The sequence below is a fragment of the Bacillus sp. FSL R7-0672 genome, assembly GCF_038601465.1.
Lineage (GTDB): Bacteria > Bacillota > Bacilli > Bacillales > Bacillaceae > Bacillus > Bacillus pumilus.
Genome location: NZ_CP152010.1, coordinates 1,436,383 through 1,455,817 on the forward strand (window position 1 = coordinate 1,436,383; position 19,435 = coordinate 1,455,817).

At 40.7% G+C, this 19,435-nt stretch carries 20 protein-coding genes; 12 read left to right on the forward strand and 8 right to left on the reverse strand.

Annotated elements, in window-relative coordinates; translation table 11 throughout:
* Nucleotides 1-94: 94 nt before the first annotated feature.
* Nucleotides 95-475 carry a hypothetical protein gene (locus tag MKY18_RS07090; RefSeq protein WP_223250645.1) on the reverse strand — a complete coding sequence of 127 codons (381 nt, stop codon included), beginning with the start codon at nucleotides 473-475 and terminating at the stop codon, nucleotides 95-97.
* Between the two features lie 315 nt (nucleotides 476-790).
* Here MKY18_RS07090 and MKY18_RS07095 point away from each other — a divergent pair, with 315 nt between their 5' ends.
* Nucleotides 791-910 carry a GapA-binding peptide SR1P gene (locus tag MKY18_RS07095; protein ID WP_003212464.1) on the forward strand — a complete coding sequence of 40 codons (120 nt, stop codon included), beginning with the start codon at nucleotides 791-793 and terminating at the stop codon, nucleotides 908-910.
* A 43-nt stretch (nucleotides 911-953) separates the two neighbouring features.
* On the opposite strand, the gene MKY18_RS07100 is transcribed toward MKY18_RS07095, so the two are convergent.
* Nucleotides 954-2,426: an aminotransferase class I/II-fold pyridoxal phosphate-dependent enzyme gene (locus MKY18_RS07100; RefSeq protein ID WP_106067393.1), complete on the reverse strand. Its 1,473-nt coding sequence runs from the start codon at nucleotides 2,424-2,426 to the stop codon at nucleotides 954-956.
* Between the two features lie 190 nt (nucleotides 2,427-2,616).
* Between MKY18_RS07100 and MKY18_RS07105 the strand changes: the two genes are divergently transcribed.
* Nucleotides 2,617-2,886 carry a UPF0223 family protein gene (locus MKY18_RS07105; protein WP_065097212.1) on the forward strand — a complete coding sequence of 90 codons (270 nt, stop codon included), beginning with the start codon at nucleotides 2,617-2,619 and terminating at the stop codon, nucleotides 2,884-2,886.
* A 31-nt stretch (nucleotides 2,887-2,917) separates the two neighbouring features.
* Here the strand turns inward: MKY18_RS07105 and MKY18_RS07110 are convergent, their stop codons facing one another.
* Nucleotides 2,918-3,553 carry a DUF1054 domain-containing protein gene (locus MKY18_RS07110; protein ID WP_003211740.1) on the reverse strand — a complete coding sequence of 212 codons (636 nt, stop codon included), beginning with the start codon at nucleotides 3,551-3,553 and terminating at the stop codon, nucleotides 2,918-2,920.
* 288 nt (nucleotides 3,554-3,841) lie between these two features.
* On the opposite strand from MKY18_RS07110, the gene MKY18_RS07115 reads away from it, so the two are divergent.
* Both MKY18_RS07115 and MKY18_RS07120 read left to right on the forward strand, forming a co-directional pair.
* Nucleotides 3,842-4,030, forward strand: coding sequence for a hypothetical protein (locus tag MKY18_RS07115; RefSeq protein WP_106067373.1), 189 nt, complete (start codon nucleotides 3,842-3,844; stop codon nucleotides 4,028-4,030).
* A 133-nt stretch (nucleotides 4,031-4,163) separates the two neighbouring features.
* Entirely contained in the window at nucleotides 4,164-4,970 is an 807-nt protein-coding gene (locus MKY18_RS07120) for an inositol monophosphatase family protein (protein ID WP_342497792.1), read from the forward strand.
* A gap of 158 nt (nucleotides 4,971-5,128) precedes the next feature.
* Here the strand turns inward: MKY18_RS07120 and MKY18_RS07125 are convergent, their stop codons facing one another.
* Nucleotides 5,129-5,764, reverse strand: a complete 636-nt coding sequence (locus MKY18_RS07125) for a hypothetical protein (protein ID WP_044142020.1) — start codon at nucleotides 5,762-5,764, stop codon at nucleotides 5,129-5,131.
* 275 nt (nucleotides 5,765-6,039) lie between these two features.
* Nucleotides 6,040-6,219 carry a DUF5325 family protein gene (locus MKY18_RS07130; RefSeq protein WP_003211596.1) on the reverse strand — a complete coding sequence of 60 codons (180 nt, stop codon included), beginning with the start codon at nucleotides 6,217-6,219 and terminating at the stop codon, nucleotides 6,040-6,042.
* A gap of 113 nt (nucleotides 6,220-6,332) precedes the next feature.
* Between MKY18_RS07130 and typA the strand changes: the two genes are divergently transcribed.
* Nucleotides 6,333-8,171 (forward strand): translational GTPase TypA, encoded by a 1,839-nt coding sequence (typA, locus tag MKY18_RS07135; RefSeq protein WP_044142019.1) that lies wholly within the window; start codon nucleotides 6,333-6,335, stop codon nucleotides 8,169-8,171.
* 54 nt (nucleotides 8,172-8,225) lie between these two features.
* Nucleotides 8,226-8,549: a YlaH-like family protein gene (locus MKY18_RS07140; RefSeq protein WP_080773040.1), complete on the forward strand. Its 324-nt coding sequence runs from the start codon at nucleotides 8,226-8,228 to the stop codon at nucleotides 8,547-8,549.
* A gap of 31 nt (nucleotides 8,550-8,580) precedes the next feature.
* On the opposite strand, the gene MKY18_RS07145 is transcribed toward MKY18_RS07140, so the two are convergent.
* Both MKY18_RS07145 and MKY18_RS07150 read right to left on the reverse strand, forming a co-directional pair.
* Nucleotides 8,581-8,811, reverse strand: coding sequence for a YlaI family protein (locus MKY18_RS07145; RefSeq protein WP_111911433.1), 231 nt, complete (start codon nucleotides 8,809-8,811; stop codon nucleotides 8,581-8,583).
* A 101-nt stretch (nucleotides 8,812-8,912) separates the two neighbouring features.
* Nucleotides 8,913-9,530 carry a YhcN/YlaJ family sporulation lipoprotein gene (locus tag MKY18_RS07150; RefSeq protein WP_065097215.1) on the reverse strand — a complete coding sequence of 206 codons (618 nt, stop codon included), beginning with the start codon at nucleotides 9,528-9,530 and terminating at the stop codon, nucleotides 8,913-8,915.
* Between the two features lie 140 nt (nucleotides 9,531-9,670).
* Between MKY18_RS07150 and MKY18_RS07155 the strand changes: the two genes are divergently transcribed.
* Nucleotides 9,671-10,993: a PhoH family protein gene (locus MKY18_RS07155; protein ID WP_106067375.1), complete on the forward strand. Its 1,323-nt coding sequence runs from the start codon at nucleotides 9,671-9,673 to the stop codon at nucleotides 10,991-10,993.
* A gap of 16 nt (nucleotides 10,994-11,009) precedes the next feature.
* Here the strand turns inward: MKY18_RS07155 and MKY18_RS07160 are convergent, their stop codons facing one another.
* Nucleotides 11,010-11,492: a peptidyl-prolyl cis-trans isomerase gene (locus tag MKY18_RS07160; protein ID WP_185107971.1), complete on the reverse strand. Its 483-nt coding sequence runs from the start codon at nucleotides 11,490-11,492 to the stop codon at nucleotides 11,010-11,012.
* 120 nt (nucleotides 11,493-11,612) lie between these two features.
* Between MKY18_RS07160 and glsA the strand changes: the two genes are divergently transcribed.
* The 5 genes from glsA to MKY18_RS07185 all read left to right on the forward strand — a co-directional run bounded on the left by glsA (nucleotide 11,613) and on the right by MKY18_RS07185 (nucleotide 19,427).
* Nucleotides 11,613-12,542 (forward strand): glutaminase A, encoded by a 930-nt coding sequence (glsA, locus tag MKY18_RS07165; protein ID WP_003211229.1) that lies wholly within the window; start codon nucleotides 11,613-11,615, stop codon nucleotides 12,540-12,542.
* 122 nt (nucleotides 12,543-12,664) lie between these two features.
* A complete protein-coding gene (locus MKY18_RS07170; RefSeq protein ID WP_034318078.1) occupies nucleotides 12,665-12,946 on the forward strand; it encodes a YlaN family protein in 282 nt (93 codons plus the stop codon).
* 210 nt (nucleotides 12,947-13,156) lie between these two features.
* Entirely contained in the window at nucleotides 13,157-14,368 is a 1,212-nt protein-coding gene (ftsW, locus tag MKY18_RS07175; RefSeq protein ID WP_185107969.1) for a putative lipid II flippase FtsW, read from the forward strand.
* 80 nt (nucleotides 14,369-14,448) lie between these two features.
* Entirely contained in the window at nucleotides 14,449-17,895 is a 3,447-nt protein-coding gene (gene pyc / locus MKY18_RS07180; RefSeq protein ID WP_342497793.1) for a pyruvate carboxylase, read from the forward strand.
* A gap of 98 nt (nucleotides 17,896-17,993) precedes the next feature.
* Nucleotides 17,994-19,427 (forward strand): deoxyribodipyrimidine photo-lyase, encoded by a 1,434-nt coding sequence (locus tag MKY18_RS07185; RefSeq protein ID WP_106067378.1) that lies wholly within the window; start codon nucleotides 17,994-17,996, stop codon nucleotides 19,425-19,427.
* Nucleotides 19,428-19,435: the final 8 nt, after the last annotated feature.

The following is a 19,435-nucleotide window of genomic DNA, read 5'->3' on the forward strand; positions in this document are numbered from 1 at the left end:
TCAAGGAGAGGGTTTTTTTGAGCGCTGTATGAGAAAGACCCCTCATGAAATGAGGGGCTTTTTCATATGGATATATAAGTGCAAGGTGAAGCCATTAATTTGTATTCACGCGGTCTAAAGCGTGGCATAAAGGCGATAAAATATCCTCTTTGCTGCTGACATTTCCTTCAACCTTCACAATGACTTTTTCATTATTTACAAGTAAAATAGCCGGTAATTCGTCTACTTCATTTTTCCAGCCTTTACGATCTTCTTTCACAATCATCTTTGACATTTCCTTCGGGTATTCATTCTTTAAATCGAGGACTGCATCATAATAAGGACTTTCTTTATCGAGATTTTCTGCATCTGTAAAAAAGAGAATTCTTGGTTTTTGAATATGACTGACTTGGTCTGTCTGATTCGGTATGATATACGCAAATGAGCATGAACTAAGTACAAAGAGCATGGGGAATATAATGAGAAGTGTCCTCATAAAATTCAATCTATTCACCTCAAAATCCTTTGGGGTTGTCCCAACATTTTTAGGAGCTGGTTACCTGTTAGTCACTCTAGTGTATCATGTCCTTTTTGACAATTTTCGATTGTTACTCAATTGTTACAGAATTGATATGAAGCAAAATACAATTGAAACGTTCTCTCAATATGATGAGAAAATAGCATATATTCATAAAAAAAATTAAATGTGTCATACAATTAACCGTTGACAACTTAAATGTGACATCATATTATAGAAGTATGAAATAGATTAAACGCTTTCAAATATTGAATGAAGAAAAGGGGAATGTACGTGGGTACAATTATTTGTCAAGATTGCAATGAGACCATTGATCAATTTGAAAATGAAAAAGTGACAACACTATACGGAACGTGTGGTCACTGTCATTGCTGTGATGAAGCCTCTGAATAAATAAAAAAGCATGCAGCTCCATTTGGGGCTGCATGTTTCTTTTTTATAAAATTGCTTTCTGTTCTTTAATCACGCGGATCATTTCTAGCGTTGAATCTTCTGGTCCTTGGACAGGGAGACCAATTTCAATGTTTTTAAAGATATAGGAGATATTTTCTTCTGTGATAATCTCTCCTGGTATAAAAATAGGTATGCCTGGCGGGTACACCATGACAAACTCTGCGATGATGCGGCCAGCTGCTTCTTTTAACGGAACCACTTCAGTTGTGGCGTAAAAGGCATCACGCGGCGTCATGGCAAGCGATGGAATCTCAGGCAGCAGTACTTCTGTTACCGGTTGTGTGCCGCTCTCACTTGTAGAGGTTGTGGCAATGTCTTTCATAGCCGTTATAAGCGTATCGATTGTTTCATCAGAATCACCAGGGGTCACAATACATAAAATGTTGTAAAGGTCAGAAAGCTCCACTTCAATCCGGTAGCTTTCTCTCAACCATTTTTCGACATCATGGCCATTGAGGCCAAGGTCTTTAATTGAAATAATTAATTTCGTTGGATCATAATCATACGTAGAAGCTGAACTGAGTATTTCCTTGCCAATACACGTAATGCCATCAATTTGATTCAAACGGTTTCTCGCTGATTCAGCTAAACGGATGGCTTCATCTGCTAGTGCCTTTCCTTCAGTAGCTAATCGCTTTCGAGCGACATCAAGTGACGCCAAGAGCAAATAAGAAGTAGACGTTGTTGTCAGCATGCTCAAAATCGATTGCACGCGATCTTTTGAGATAAGCCCTTCCTTCATATTTAAAATAGAGCTTTGGGTCAGGGAACCGCCGAGTTTGTGGACACTTGTTGCTGCCATGTCGGCACCTGCCTGCATGGCAGATAGCGGGAGCTTATCGTGAAAATGAATATGCACGCCGTGTGCTTCATCGACAAGGACAGGCACATGAAATGAATGGGCAATGTCTACAATCGATTTTAAGTCTGCTGAAACGCCAAAATACGTCGGATTAATCACAAGCAGACCTTTTGCATCTGGGTGCTCCGTGAGAGCCTTTTTCGCTGATTCTGGTGTAATGCCGTGAGAGATGCCAAGCTCTTTGTCTATTTCTGGGTGAATAAAAACAGGAACTGCGCCAGAAAATACAATCGCGGACATAATCGATTTATGGACGTTACGCGGAACGATGATTTTATCCCCAGGTCCGCATACGGTCATCACCATTGTCATGATGGCGCCGCTTGTTCCTTGAATACAGAAAAACGTATGGTCAGCACCGAAGGCTTCAGCAGCTAAATCTTGTGCTTCTTTTATCATTCCTCGAGGTGAGTGTAAATCATCGAGAGGTTCTATATTAATGAGATCAATGCTTAGTGCATTGTCGCCAATGAATGCTCTAAATTCAGGGTCCATTCCGGCTCCTTTTTTATGGCCAGGAATGTGAAATTGAACTGGATTGGTTGCTGCGTGTTTTTTTAGTCCAGTGTATAAGGGTGTATCATGTTGTGACAATTGCTTTCCCACCTTCATCGAAATACCTGCTATTATTGTGCCAATAACGACAGATTTCATTGCATAAAACAAAAGAATTATATTATGAACTGATCGGAATGTAAAGCATAAAATCAATCGGTTTCTGATCGAACAGATGCTATAATAAAAGTTCAAATAAGAAATGAGTGTTAAAGTGAGGGACAAGTAAATGGAATATCAATATCCAATGGACGTCGACTGGACAACAGAGGAAAAAATTGCGGTTATTTCGTTTTTTCAAGCTGTTGAAAAAGCCTATGAAAAAGGAATAGCGAAACAGGAGTTATTAGATACTTATAAACGCTTTAAAGAGATTGTGCCATCAAAAGCAGAAGAAAAGACGCATTGTGCAACGTTTGAAAAGGAAAGCGGGTATTCTCCTTATCGTACAGTGAAAACGGCAAGAGAGGCAGAAGAGTCCGCCATTATACGTATGTAAGAAAAAACGAGCCTAGATGGGCTCGTTTTTTTTATACAGATTGTTTTTGTGTAAAGCGGTATAGATAAGTCAACGTGCGGAAGGCATCTTCGATTTTTGATAAAAATTCTTCATTATTCATTTGAACGACTTCTTCTCTAGGCAACTGAATGCCGCAAAGGAGCTCGGCTTTTTTCACCGTTTGGACACGTTCAAACAGCGTTTTCAACTGTTCTGCATCGAGCTCGCTGTGACGCATGACATCTGGTTTCATATGATCTTTAGACCAAACAAAATCTTGCGGTATTTTCTTCTGAATGGTGTCTAGTTCTTTTTCAAATAGCTGACCATATTCGCCTTTCACAGGAGATTCATAAATAAGAGCAAACCATACAAAGACATGTGTTTTCCAAAGCCCAATTTGAAAATGAGGGAGTTTTTTATACCCACGCTTGCTGTTTGCAAAAGCAACCCACGTATCATTTGGCGGATTGACTGATCTTCTAGCATGCTTTGCGACGTGTACAAACATTTCGTCTCCTGTAATAGAAGAAAGAAGTGGTGCAAAGTGTTCACCAAGCGCCTCAAGCTTTGGACGGACTCTTTCTTTTAATACGACCATTCGTTCATCTAAACCGTCAACTGTAAATGTCTCAAAATCTTCATCTCTAAAACGCATTTCACTCATATTATGCCTCCTGTATTCTTTCACTGATCATATTTTATCATAGCTTGGGTTAAGCTCAAAAAAAGATGCACCGTCGGATCAAAGATTGTAGAGGAAGAAGGGCAGCGTTTAAAAACAACGATTTTGTGGTACATAACAAATAGGTAAAAACACAATTTTCAGAATGTCGTTGCGGTTATGCGATCGCTTCATACGATATAAGCAAGAACCAATTCTCTTATCGATTGAATTTTTTATCAATGAAAACTGACAAGGAATGAATCATTCTCTGGAAGGGGCGTTGACCAAATGAAGCAAATCGTGAAGCAGGGGTATAGACAGGAGAATAAGAATCGCATCGCTGTGTGGAGATTAGAGGTGGACTATGAGCTTTCTACGCTTCATGAAGCCATCGAGCAAAAAGATGACATCCAAATCGAACGCAGCAAACGAAAGCTTGAGCGCCTAAGAAAAGAATGGGAGCAGCTTAAAGGGTAAAACAAGGTGAGGTAAAAACGAACCAATTCATCGGTTCGTTTTTGTATGAAGCTGCTTTTTTCTTGCTTTTACGCACATAATATCAGTATGCTATTACAAATAGGTATTACATAGAAAAGAGGTTTACAGTCTGATGACAAACTGGGTGGAAATTGACCGTCTTGCAAAGCTTTGGGTAAAAGAAGCAGGAAGCCGTATTAAAGCATCCATGCAGGAAGGTCTATCAATTGAAACAAAATCAAATCCAAATGATCTTGTCACAAATATCGATAAAGAAACAGAACGTTTTTTCATTGAAAAGATACAATCGACATTTTCAGATCATCATATTTTAGGTGAAGAGGGACAAGGGGAAGAGGTGACCTCACTGGATGGGATCGTGTGGATCATTGATCCAATCGATGGCACAATGAACTTTGTCCATCAAAAACGCAACTTTGCCATTTCAATCGGGATATTTGAAAATGGCATTGGGAAAATCGGTCTCATTTATGACGTCATTCATGACGAGCTTTACCATGCGATCAAAGGAGAAGGGGCTTATATGAATGATACCCTACTTCCTCCATTAAAAGATGTAGCGATTGAAAAAGCCATCGTTGGCATTAACCCGACATGGGCGATTGAAAGCCCTTATTTTGATGCTAAACCGTTCGCCCGTCTTGTGCGTGATGTGAGAGGGACGAGAACGATTGGATCAGCTGCCTTGGAGCTCGCTTATATCGCAAGCGGCAGAAGTGACGCATACGTCACGTTAAGGCTTGCACCGTGGGATTATGCAGCAGGCTGTGTGCTTCTTGATGAAGTAGGGGCAGTCTACTCAAATATACACGGAGAACGCCTAACGTTTTTAGACAAAAACAGTATCGTCGCCGGAAATCGATCCGTTTGTAAAAAAATCTTGAACGATTACATAAAAGGCAGTGGAAATAAAAAATAAACCAAATCACTTCATGAGAATGAAGTGATTTGGTTTATTTGATGAAACTTTTTAATGAAGCACAACTGGCTATCGATATGAAAAAGCCAGATGATCATTCTTTATTGGCTGAAATAAAAAAACCCCCATCTGGGCGATCCAGATGGGGGTTTTCGAGCTTAGCTTAATTTTTCTTTAGCAATTTGAATTGCATCATAGACCGATTTTAATTGCTCTTGAGGAATTTTCTTCAGCATTTGGTTGAAAACAAGTAATTCAGTAGAGCTGAATCCAATACCTTTTGCGATTTTTGAATCAATGACAACATTACCTTTTTTGTCTAAAACAAGTGCATCACCAGCAAGATCAGCAATTCTGATCACTGATTTCAACAGCTTTTCAAATTTAGCTGCTTCTTCTTTTGTAAGACCAAGTTCAACAGCTTTCGCTGCATCAAAAACCAATTTTCCTTTTTCGTTTTTAGTGATGCTTTCACTGAAAACGATTGTCAGAACAGCTGCGCGATCTAAGAATTTCTCAGCAGTCGCCGCTTCTTCTTCAGTTAGTCCGAGCTCAACAGCTTTTTTCACATCAAATGTGTAGTTGTTGTCTTCCTCAACAAATGAGTTGATGAGAATGTTGATGACACGCTCGTTTTTCTCCAATAATTCTTTAATGACTTGCTGCTGCTCGAAAGGAATCCCTTTGAAAGTTGCAGCGCTTGCTTGCCCAGGAGCTACTGTTGTGAAAGTAAGAATAATAGCTAAAGCGAAAAATACAACAGAGCTGAGCGATTTGCTCAAAATCTTCTTCATGCTTCTTTTCTCTCCCTTTTCTGTTAAATTTTGTTGCAAGAACAGCATACCATGAGAAAGTTTGTGGAAGAATAGGAAAATTGTAACTTTGTGTTTGATTTTGGAGAACTATAAAAGTTCTTGTCGAAAAATGAAGAGGTTCAGATTGCTTATATTTGCCAAGTCTACATGCTATTTTCAGTCTGATTACTCGGGTTTTCATAGGTGGTTGGTCTTGTTTTTACTCGAAATAAAAAGCCTTCTACATGTAGAATGTAAAAGGCTTTTTAGAAATTTTATGATTGCACGTTTAATTTTCTTTTTAATGTAAATCCTGTACCCATGAAAATCATGGCAAACACAATACTTAGACAAATACCCAGCACGTTTTTTTCTGCAAGAGTTACCCCAATAAACGCCATACTGACAACCGCAAGTAATGCACATAATAATAGAAGCCATTTGATTTGTTTCATTTTTCTCCATCCCTTTTTTTAGAGTTAATATAAGTTTACAGAAAAACGATCGGCATTTAAAGGGGATTGTGATATAATATGAAAGTTATCTAATTATTTTAGGAGATGAAAATGTGAAACTTCGAAAAGATCTTCGCAACATCGCAATTATTGCCCACGTTGACCATGGTAAAACGACGCTTGTTGACCAATTGCTCCATCAAGCTGGTACTTTCCGTGCGAATGAAAATATCGCTGAGAGAGCCATGGATTCAAATGATTTAGAGCGAGAGCGCGGTATTACGATTTTAGCTAAAAATACTGCGATCCATTATAAAGATACACGCATTAATATTTTAGATACACCAGGACACGCCGATTTCGGTGGTGAGGTTGAGCGTATCATGAAAATGGTAGATGGTGTACTTCTCGTTGTGGATGCTTATGAAGGCTGTATGCCTCAAACACGCTTTGTGCTGAAAAAAGCACTTGAGCAAAACTTAACACCAATCGTTGTTGTCAACAAAATTGACCGTGACTTTGCTCGCCCGGCTGAAGTAGTCGATGAAGTAATTGACTTGTTCATTGAATTGGATGCAACAGAAGAACAGCTTGAATTCCCAGTTGTCTATGCATCAGCAATCAATGGTACAGCAAGTAACGATGCGAGCAAGCAAGATGAAAACATGGAATCTTTGTTTGAAGCCATTGTTAACCATATCCCTTGCCCAGTTGATAACCATGAAGAGCCGCTTCAATTCCAAGTGGCACTACTTGATTACAATGATTATGTTGGGAGAATTGGGATCGGCCGTGTATTCAGAGGAACAATGCAAGTAGGACAGCAAGTAGCCTTAATGAAAGTTGACGGCAGTGTGAAACAATTCCGTGTGACAAAGATTTTTGGTTTCCAAGGGTTAAAACGAGTGGAAATCAACGAAGCGAAAGCAGGAGATCTTGTTGCTGTTTCTGGAATGGAAGACATCAACGTAGGTGAAACGGTTTGTCCTGTTGAACACCAAGAGGCTTTGCCAATCCTTCGTATTGATGAGCCAACACTTCAAATGACGTTTGTTGTGAACAACAGCCCATTTGCAGGCCGTGAAGGAAAATACGTAACATCACGTAAAATTGAAGAGCGCTTAGAGCAGCAGCTTCAAACAGACGTTAGTCTTCGTGTTGATCCAACTGATTCACCTGATGCGTGGGTTGTATCTGGACGCGGAGAGCTTCACTTATCCATTCTTATTGAGAATATGAGACGTGAAGGATTTGAATTACAAGTATCGAAGCCAGAAGTTATTGTAAAAGAAGTTGACGGTGTTCGATGTGAGCCTGTTGAACGCGTTCAAATTGATGTACCAGAAGAGCACACTGGCTCTATCATGGAATCAATGGGCGCACGAAAAGGTGAAATGATTGACATGATCAATAATGGGAATGGTCAAGTTCGCCTGATCTTTACAGTGCCTTCACGTGGTTTAATCGGATATACAACTGAATTTCTTTCATTAACTCGTGGTTTTGGTATTTTGAACCATACGTTTGACAGCTACCAGCCAATGCAATCTGGTCAAGTCGGCGGACGCCGTCAAGGAGTACTTGTTTCAATGGAAACAGGTAAAGCGACTGCTTACGGAATCCAAGGCGTTGAAGAGCGCGGTGTGATCTTCGTTGAGCCGGGTGTTGAAGTATACCAAGGAATGATTGTTGGTGAGCATAACCGTGAGAACGATCTTGTTGTCAACGTAAGCCGTATGAAACAACAAACAAACGTACGTTCAGCGACGAAAGATCAAACGGTGAGCATGAAAAAACCACGTATTATGTCGCTCGAGGAATCTCTTGAGTACTTGAATGAAGACGAATACTGTGAGGTTACACCTGAATCAATTCGTTTAAGAAAGAAAATTTTAGATAAAAACGAACGTGAGAAATCAGCGAAGAAGAAAAAGCTAGCAGGATTATCTTAATTCCATGAAGAATTAAAGAGATAGAACCCTGAAAGATAAGGGGAGGGAATCTTTTTGAATGATCAGGAAGTAAGTGAAAATCTATCCTTTTTCGCGATGCTGTTTCGTGTCGATGAAAATCCGCAAACAGGGATGTGGCTCCTATATGGCACCATCCTTGTTTTAGCGATTATTGTTTTTAAGCTCGGCTTTGCTAGACGTTTACCGATTTTAAAAGCACTCGTGATTTACTTGTTTTTGATTTTTGGCTGCACGTTTCTCACATTTCTAGGAATCTTCCTGCCAGTAGCGGAAGGTCTAGTCGTGGCAGCTGTCATTTTGATTATTTATAAAATCAGGCTGCATCGTGCGAAAAAAGAAGGAACAGTGAATACGTAAAAAAAGACCTGAACTTGTGTCAGGTCTTTTTTTATGTCTTTTGTTCTTTTTTTCCTTTTTTCTTCTTTTTCTCTTTCGTCGCAGGATCTTGATAAAGAGAGAATCTGCCAGTCTTGATGCGTGCTTCTGTCTTTACTTTAATACGTTCCTGACAGTCATCGCACATATATGTATGAATCGGTCGATTTCTTAACCGCTTAGCAATGAGTGTATCATCATCAATGGTTTCAAGCTTCTCACATATTGAGCACTTCACTCTCATCCTTTTCACCTCACTTATTGCATTTATTATAGCATGTTTTCCAGCTACTTAAAATCAGCGTAGAAAACGGCTTATATCACAGGAGATATAAGCCGTTCTCTTTATTTCTTCTGATTCATATGATGGTTTGATTGATCGTTTTGATGTTCGTCTAACTGCTTTTGATCATTTTGTTTGAGCTGATCATTCGGCTCATTTGTCGGATCTGTTTCGTGGCGATCAATTTCATTTCTCGGCATCTCTGGCATCACGCGGCCGACGATGGCGGCTAGTTCATCCATAATCCCACTGACAGGACGGCCTGCTTGTATTTCTTTGCCCATTTCTTTTAACCGGCTGACTGTATCCGGATCAGCGACCACAACAGCATTCGCACCTTCCGGATCATTTTTCAGTGCTTTTGCAACAGAATATTTAATGGTTTCTACTTTGCTTCTATCTAAATCATCTTTTACATCAATACCAACAACAGCATAGCGGCCGATGACGATCGCCGTTGCATCATTGACATCTGCTACGTGCTCTGTCACTTTGACAAGATGCTGCGCAACATCTGAGGATGACCGGTCTTGATTGGTCTTTTTCTTCGTTGAGTCTGACACCCGTACTACGTGCTGGCGACCATCTTGCTTGTCTAGTGCCTCTCTCTTTTCCTGCTGCTGGCAAGCGCCCAACAGAATGATGGCTTGAATCATGAATAATGTCAAAAATAGTCGCATCTGTATTCCCTCCTTCACAAACTGCATGATTTATTTTATTGTTGAATTAACCTTCTAACTTTATTCATGAAAACATATATTTTAACAATCGTTTTGGGAAAGACAAGGATGAATGAAACCCCGATCAGGAGGCGAAGGACCTGAGTAAAATTTATGTATTAGACACAAATGTGTTATTACAGGATCCGAATTCAATCTTTTCATTTGAAGACAACGAGGTCGTCATACCAGCCGTTGTGTTAGAAGAAGTAGACTCAAAAAAGAGATATATGGACGAGGTTGGACAAAATGCCCGGCGCGTCTCACGCCTAATCGACGGTTTAAGATCGAAAGGGAAACTGCATGAAAAAATTACACTAGAGTCAAATGGGACGTTGCGCATTGAACTGAATCACCGCTCTTTTCATGAGCTTCAAGAAATTTTTATTGAAAAAACGAACGATAATCGAATTTTGGCAGTCGCGAAAAATTTAAGCTTAGAGGAAGAAACAAAGCCTCATGGCAGGCCTGTTATTTTGGTCAGCAAGGATGTGTTAGTGCGGGTAAAGGCGGATGCTATAGGGCTTCAAGCAGAAGACTTCTTAAGTGACCGTGTTTTGCAAAATGAGGACATCGATAATGGCTATCATGAGCTCTACATTCCGACTGAGCAATTGAATACATTTTATAAGCAAAATCAATTACCAATAAAAGAGGTCACAAGCGCACCATTCAACCCTCATCAATTTGTCATCATGAAGGGAAATGAAGGTGGTTCTGCTTTAGGAATGCTTGATCAAAAGGCAGAGCATGTAAAACGTCTCGTTTATGATCAAGAGCATATTTGGGGAATCCGTCCAAAGAATGTCCAGCAGACGATGGCACTCGAGCTGCTTTTGCGCCGTGACATTCCGCTCGTGACACTGATTGGAAAAGCGGGGACTGGTAAAACATTGCTTGCACTTGCTGCCGGATTAATGCAGACAGAGGACCTCGGTATGTTTAAAAAGTTGATCGTGGCGCGCTCCATCGTGCCTGTTGGGAAAGATATAGGATATTTGCCTGGAGAAAAGGAAGAAAAGCTCAGACCATGGATGCAGCCGATCTATGACAACCTAGAGTTTTTATTTAATACAAAAAAGCCGGGTGAGCTTGATGCGATTTTGGCTGGAATTGGATCTATTCAAGTCGAAGCATTGACGTATATTCGGGGCAGAAGTATACCTGATCAATTTATTATCATTGATGAGGCGCAAAATTTAACTAAGCACGAGGTGAAAACATTATTAACGCGAGTCGGAGAGGGAAGTAAAATTGTGCTGATGGGAGATCCAGAGCAAATTGATCACCCTTATTTAGACAGCTTAAATAATGGGCTTACGTATGTGATTGAACGGTTCAAAGGGCAGCAAATATCTGGACATGTCAAGCTTGTCAAAGGAGAAAGGTCTGGACTTGCACAGCTTGCCGCTGATTTGCTATAGTCCAGACCCTCTGTTCTTATGTAATGATGAGCTCTTTGACACCTTTTATCGGCTGAGTGAGGTTGGACTGATTCGCGAAATAGACGTGGATTGGTCCTTCTTCTGTGATTGGCTTACCATGTTGGCTGAAATGAGCAATGCTTTCCATTGCCTGAGAAAGCGGCACAGCAATTGTACCTGTTTCTGTGACAAATTCGCATGTATCCGCATGTTCAAGCGGCTCAGCATTTTTTAGCATATCGCCAAGCTTCATCCCGAAGCTGCCTGTGACGAGTCTTTCCTTTTCGTACTTCTTCTCTGTTTTTAACGTGGGTGGAAGAGTTTGACCTTCTCTTATAACCCGCTCTTGGTCAAGCTCCTGATCTAGCTGCTTCTCTTCACTTGCTGCATTTTTTTCAAAGAATGAATCCATTAAAAATTTACGGTCATCAAAAATCCATACACTTGGATCAATGGTGATCTTGTACTGTACGTTCCCCTTGATTTGAATGATGCTCATGTTCAAGACAACCCCTTTCCAACATAAATTATAGAAGTTTTCTCCCGCTTTGTCACTTTCATAAACATGCTGCACCTTGTACACACTAATCGTACATGAACGATAGGGAGTGTATGAGGCATGGCATGTCGCGACAATGAAGAGCTTCAGCGATTTGTAGAAGAAGCAAAAAAAGTGGCCAAAGATGGTCAAGTAGCATCCTATATTCCCGCTCTCGGCAAAGCGGATCAGACGGATTTATCTGTGGCTGTGTATCATGTGAGCAATACGTGCCACTCAGCTGGAGATGTAGATAAACGATTTACCCTTCAAAGCATTTCAAAAGTATTAGCACTGGCGCTTGTGCTCTCAGAAGAAGGGCCAAAAAAAGTCTTTCAATTTGTTGGACAAGAACCAACAGGTGACCCGTTTAATTCAATGATCAAACTGGAAACAGCGAGTCCGAATAAACCGCTGAATCCAATGATTAATGCAGGGGCGCTCGCAGTCACGAGTTTAATCAGAGGAGCGACTCCGCAAGATCAGCTGGGCCGGTTGCTTAGCTTCATTAGAGAGCTTGCAAATGACAAAAGCATTACATACTGCAAGGAAACAGCAGCCTCCGAATTTGAGACATCCATGATTAACCGGGCGATGTGCTATTATATGAAGCAATATCATATTATTAGAGGGAACGTAGAGGAAGTCATGGACGTCTATACGAAACAATGTGCCATCATGATGAACAGCTTGGATTTGGCGAAAATTGCTTGTGTTTTTTCATTAGACGGCAGACATCCAGAAACGGGGAAGCAAATTCTTTCAAAAGATGTCGCTAGAATTTGTAAAACCTTTATGGTGACGTGCGGCATGTACAATGCGAGCGGAGAATTTGCCATTAACATCGGAATTCCTGCAAAAAGCGGTGTCTCAGGAGGGATTATGGGAGCTGCACCATATGATTTTGGAATCGGTATCTTCGGTCCGGCTCTGGATGAAAAAGGGAATAGTATTGCTGGGATTAAGCTGCTTGAGCTGATGAGTGAAAAATACGAGATGAGTATCTTTTAATGAAGCAGGGCTTCTTTTTATTTTTACAAAGCGAACTGTACAAATCTGCTTGCAATTTTGGGCGTTTCGCTTTATGATAAATAGAAGAATTAGGTACTCGCCTGGGGAACGGAGGGATACTTTTGGCGTCAGAAATTTTAGTCGATCATCGGCAAAAAGCACTGTCTTTATTAAAATTGGATGCAGATAAAATTTTAAAATTGATCCAAGTGCAAATGGACAACTTAACGATGCCGCAATGTCCTCTTTATGAAGAGGTTTTAGATACTCAAATGTTCGGATTATCGAGAGAAATTGATTTTGCTGTCCGGCTTGGATTAGTTGATCAACATGAAGGTAAGAAACTTCTCGATAAACTTGAGAGAGAGCTTTCCGCACTTCATGATGCGTTCACAAAAAAATAATGATTGAAAACTCAAACTTCCCTAACATAAGTTTGAGTTTTTTTGTCCTCTATTTTCTTTTCATTGTTTCATGTCAAACGGACTTGATTCTTTCATGAATGACGAACAATATAAAAGAGGTAAAACGAGATCAAACAGAGAAAATGTAGTAGAATAAAAACAGCTAAGAGGATATCAAGCAGTAGAAACAGACGTTAGGAAGAGGATTATATGTTAAAGAGAATGCTAAAATCGTATGACTACTCATTATTGTTCGCCATTATTTTAATTAGCGCATTCGGTTTGGTCATGGTGTATAGCTCAAGTATGATTACATCTGTGATTAGATACGATGCCGCGCCAGATAATTTTTTTAAGAAACAGCTTTTATTTATGATCGTTGGAGCGGTCATCTTGCTCTTTACAGCATTAGTTCCATATCAGCTGTTTTCAAATAAGAAATTTCAAATCGGTATGCTGCTGCTATCCGTTTTTTCCCTCATCTATGTGTACTTTGGCGGTCATATTGCAGGGAACGCAAGAAGCTGGATTAAAGTAGGTCCATTCAGTCTTCAGCCTGCGGAATTTGTGAAGATTGTCGTTATTATCTATCTTGCTGCTGTGTATGCAAAAAAGCAGCATTATATTGATCATATTTTACGAGGAGTCACACCTCCAATCGTGATTGTTTCGATCTTATGCGGATTTATCATTTTGCAGCCAGACTATGGGACAGCCTTTATCATTGGCATGATTGCTCTTGCCATGATTTTATGCTCAGGGTTTAGCGGGAAAACACTTGCTAAGTTGTTGGCGTTATTTAGTGCCGTGATGGTCATCGTAACCCCATTTATTATTCTGTTCTGGGATAAAATATTCACGCAAAATCGCCTTGGGCGTTTTGAGAGTTTCCAAGATCCCTTTAAAGATGCAGGGGATACTGGACATCAATTGATTAATTCCTATTACGCCATTGGATCAGGCGGCTTTTTTGGACTGGGTCTAGGAGAAAGCGTTCAAAAGTACGGGTATCTTCCAGAGCCGCACACAGATTTTATCATGGCCATCATTTCAGAAGAGCTTGGCTTTTTCGGAGTATTTTTTGTACTCGCTCTCCTTGGCTTCATCGTCGTGAAAGGTTTTTATATTGCAAGAAAGTGTGAAGATCCATTTGGAAGTTTGCTTGCAATAGGAATTTCCTCCATGATTGCGATCCAAACATGCATTAATTTAGGCGGTGTTTCAGGTCTGATTCCGATTACTGGGGTCACTCTTCCGTTTATTAGCTACGGGGGATCGTCCATCATTTTACTGAGCGGTTGTATGGGAATATTGCTGAATATCAGCATGTTTACTGAATATAAAGAGCGTTACAAAAAGAAAAAATCAATGAGCAAGCCATCAGTTCAAAAAAAAGGATTGCAGAAAACTTTGAATCTTTAGAAAACAAAAGTGTACAGTTTTCATTTCTTCCTTTATTATAGAGTACATATAAAATTTTAAGGGATATGGAGGAGTGAGAAATGTCACAGAGAACAATTCAAAAGGTTCTAGTTGCAAACAGAGGGGAAATTGCTATCAGAGTCTTCAGGGCCTGTACGGAGCTCAATTTACGTACAGTAGCCATTTATTCCAAAGAAGACTCGGGCTCTTATCATCGCTATAAAGCAGATGAAGCATATCTAGTTGGAGAAGGAAAAAAACCGATTGATGCCTACCTTGATATCGAGGGGATCATCGAAATTGCAAAACGAAATGATGTGGATGCGATCCATCCAGGTTACGGATTTTTATCTGAAAATATTCATTTTGCAAGACGATGCGAAGAGGAAGGCATTCAATTTATCGGTCCAACTTCTCAGCATTTAGATATGTTTGGAGATAAAGTAAAGGCAAGAGAAGAAGCGAAAAAAGCTGGAATTCCAGTCATTCCAGGAAGTGACGGACCAGTTGATTCGGTCAAAGAAGTCGAAAAATTCGGTGAAGAATACGGTTACCCTTTTATTATTAAAGCTTCACTAGGCGGCGGCGGCCGGGGTATGCGGATTGTCAGATCAAAAGAGGAGCTAAATGAAGGCTATGACCGTGCAAAGTCAGAGGCGAAAGCTGCTTTTGGAAATGACGAAGTATATGTTGAGAAACTGATTGAAAATCCGAAACATATAGAAGTGCAGGTGATTGGTGATAATCACGGCAATATCATTCATTTATATGAGCGTGACTGCTCTGTCCAAAGGCGTCATCAAAAGGTCATTGAAGTTGCGCCAAGTGTATCTCTTACAGATCAATTACGTGAGGACATCTGCGAAGCGGCTGTTAAGCTGGCTCGAAATGTGTCGTATATTAACGCTGGGACTGTAGAATTCCTAGTCGCAAATGGTGAGTTTTATTTTATTGAAGTCAATCCTAGGGTACAGGTGGAACACACGATCACAGAAATGATCACAGGTGTCGATATCGTACAAACCCAAATTCTTGTCGCAAAGGGCCATGATCTCCATAGCAATGAAGTCGGAATACCAAAGCAAGAAGATATCTTCACACATGGATTTGCCATTCAATCAAGGGTCACGACAGAGGATCCTTTAAATAACTTTATGCCGGACACAGGAAAAATTATGGCCTACCGTTCAGGTGGGGGATTTGGTGTACGCTTAGATGCTGGGAACAGCTTCCAAGGTGCGGTCATTACATCTTATTACGATTCATTATTGGTCAAGCTGTCCACATGGGCGCTCACATTTGATCAGGCTGCTGCAAAAATGGTCCGTAATTTACAGGAATTCAGGATTCGCGGAATTAAAACAAACATTCCGTTTCTTGAAAACGTGGCAAAGCATGAGAAGTTTCTAAAAGGGGAATACGATACGTCGTTTATCGATTCAACCCCAGATCTATTTAATTTCCCAAAACAAAAAGACCGTGGAACGAAGATGCTGACTTATATTGGTAACGTGACCATTAATGGGTTCCCTGGTATTGCAGAGAAAAAGAAGCCTCATTTTGACAAGCCTATTGTACCGAAGCTTCCTCTCAAGCAAGAGATGCCATCTGGGACTAAACAATTGTTAGATGCGCATGGACCTGAGGGCCTTGCCAATTGGGTGAAAGAACAAAAGAGCGTCCTTTTAACAGATACAACCTTTAGGGACGCGCATCAGTCTCTGCTTGCGACCCGCTTCAGAACTCGCGATTTAAAGAAAATTGCCCAGCCAACAGCAGGGTTATGGCCAGAGCTATTCAGTATGGAAATGTGGGGCGGTGCTACATTTGATGTTGCGTATCGTTTCTTAAAAGAAGATCCTTGGGAAAGGCTGAAAGAGCTTCGTCAAGAAGTTCCGAACACCTTGTTCCAAATGCTTTTAAGATCATCAAACGCTGTCGGATATACAAACTATGCAGATAATGTAATTAAAGCATTTGTAAAGGAATCGGCTGAGGCAGGCATTGACGTGTTCCGTATTTTTGATAGCTTAAACTGGGTCAAAGGCATGACGCTTGCCATAGATTCTGTTCGTGAATCAGGCAAAGTGGCTGAGGCAGCTATTTGTTATACGGGGGATATTCTTGATCCATCTCGTCCGAAATATGATCTTAAGTATTATGTATCTCTTGCGAAAGAGCTTGAATCTGCCGGTGCACATATTTTAGGTATTAAAGATATGGCGGGATTATTAAAGCCGCAGGCAGCTTACGAGCTTGTATCTGCTTTAAAAGATGAACTGACCATCCCAATCCATCTTCATACACATGATACGAGTGGAAATGGACTGTTCATCTATGCAAGGGCAATTGATGCAGGTGTTGATATTGTCGATGTTGCCGTCAGCTCTATGGCAGGACTTACATCGCAGCCAAGCGCAAGCTCACTGTACTATGCTTTAGATGGACATGAAAGAAAGCCAGACATGAACGTCCAATCTGTCGAACACCTTTCTCAATACTGGGATTCTGTCAGAAAATACTATCATGAGTTCGAAAGCGGCATGAATTCGCCGCATACAGAAATTTATGAGCATGAAATGCCTGGCGGTCAGTATAGTAACTTGCAGCAGCAGGCGAAAGGTGTCGGACTTGGCGACCGCTGGAACGAAGTAAAAGAAATGTACAGACGTGTGAATGACATGTTTGGTGATATTGTGAAGGTGACACCATCCTCTAAAGTAGTCGGAGACATGGCACTTTATATGGTGCAAAATGATTTAACAGAGGAAGATGTCTATGAAAAAGGAGCAACTTTAGACTTCCCGGATTCTGTTGTGGAACTATTTAAAGGCTATTTAGGCCAGCCGCATGGCGGTTTCCCTGAAAAATTGCAAAAGCTGATTTTAAAAGGAGAAGAACCGCTCACTGTCAGACCTGGTGAAAAGCTGAAGCCAGTTGACTTTGAAGCTATTCAGCAGCAGTTCAAAGAATCTCATGACCTGACGCTGACAGAGCAAGACGCGATTGCGTATGCCTTATATCCGAAAGTCTTTTCTGAATTTGTCCAAACAGCAGAAAGCTACGGAGACATCTCTGTTCTTGACACACCAACGTTCTTCTACGGGATGAGGCTTGGTGAAGAGATAGAGGTAGAAATTGAAAAAGGAAAAACCCTCATTGTAAAACTCGTGTCAATTGGAGAACCGAATCCAGATGCCACAAGAGTTCTTTACTTTGAGCTAAATGGACAGCCGCGTGAAGTCGTGATTAAGGATGAGAGCATCAAATCATCCGTTCAAGAAAAAATGAAGGCGGACCGTTCAAATCCAAATCACATTGCCGCATCAATGCCAGGCACTGTCATCAAAGTGCTCGTGGAAAAAGGACAGAAAATCTCGCAAGGTGAGCATTTGATGATCAATGAAGCCATGAAAATGGAGACGACTGTACAAGCCCCATTCACTGCGGTCGTTGATGAAATACATGTGACAAATGGAGAACCGATTCAAACCGGAGATCTGCTGATTGTTTTAAGGCCTGAATAATAAGTGAGACACATCCATCGTGATGTGTCTTTTTTGAGCGCATTAAAATGTGCAGCAGCCTGTGAGAGTGATTACACTATAGATTGAGGTGAAGAAAGTTGGAAATTGTCGTGATTTGGTTTCGCCGAGATATGCGATTGGATGATCATATCGCCTTATCAAAAGCGATCACATATGCAAAAAAACATGAGTACAAATTATTGGCTCTTTATCATCTAGATCCATTTTTTACTGAAATGGAAATGGATATCAACAACGAACATTTCTTTCAAAACTTGACGCATTTCATCAAGGAAGCGAGAGAATCTCAAGTGTATGTTCACCTTCTCCATGATGATGTCCTACGCGCCTTTCAGCAGGTCATGGATGTGTATGACATCAAAGCCGTCTTTTTTAATGAAGATGAAGTGGGTATGGGCCAAAGGCGTGACAAGCAAGTAACCGATTTTTTAGAAAAGAAGGGCATTCATGTGTCAACATGGCAAGATACACACCTTCACGGGGCGCGGGATATTTTAAAAGCAGATGGGTCACATTATCAAGTGTTTACCCCATACTATCAATCATGGCGGAAGCAAGAGAAGCAGCCTGTGATAAAAGTTGACAAATCATTTTTCAGCAGCGAGAATACGCTTTGTGATGAGTCACTTTCGCAAAAAGGAAATGACAAACTGCGAGAATTGATAAAGGGCTGCTCAAGGAAGTTTGATCAAATCGGCTCAGACAAAGCGATGAACACGCTTCATCACTTTATCCAAAAAAGACTAACGCGTTACCATGAGAAACGGGATATTCCGTCTGTTTTTGGAACGAGCAAGCTGTCGCGTTTTTTAAAAACAGGCACTATTTCGATTCGAATGATCTTCCATGCGATATATGAAGAAGCACTCTATGAAGACGAGGGCAGAGAGACTTTTATCAAAGAGCTGGCATGGCGCGATTTTTATCATATGATTTATGCGCATTATCCTGAGATGAAAGAAAAAGAAATCAATTCGGCGTTTCAAGGAATGAAATGGAATGAAGATGAGACGCTGTTTGAAGCTTGGTGTAAAGGAGAAACAGGCTTTCCGCTCGTTGATGCAGGGATGAGACAGTTAAATGAGGAGGGCTGGATGCATAACCGCTTGCGAATGGTTACAGCCTCATTTTTAACAAAGGATTATTTGATTGATTGGAGAAAAGGCGAATCGTATTTTTCAAAAAAACTTGTCGATTATGATGAGGCGTCAAATATCGGAGGATTTCAGTGGGCAGCCTCGGTCGGAACAGATGCGGTGCCGTACTTCCGTATTTTCAACCCGACCACTCAGTCAAAGCGATTTGATCCGAGCGGGGAATTTATTAGAAAATATGTACCAGAGCTGGAGCATGTCGATGAAAAATGGATTCATGAACCAAGTAAAATGCCGATTGATGAGCAATTGAAATCGGGATGTGTGCTAGGTGATACATATCCGCTGCCGGCAGTTGACCACCAGGAAAGACGCAAAAAAGCCATTTCGCTATTTGAAGAAGCAAAACAACAATAAAACAAATC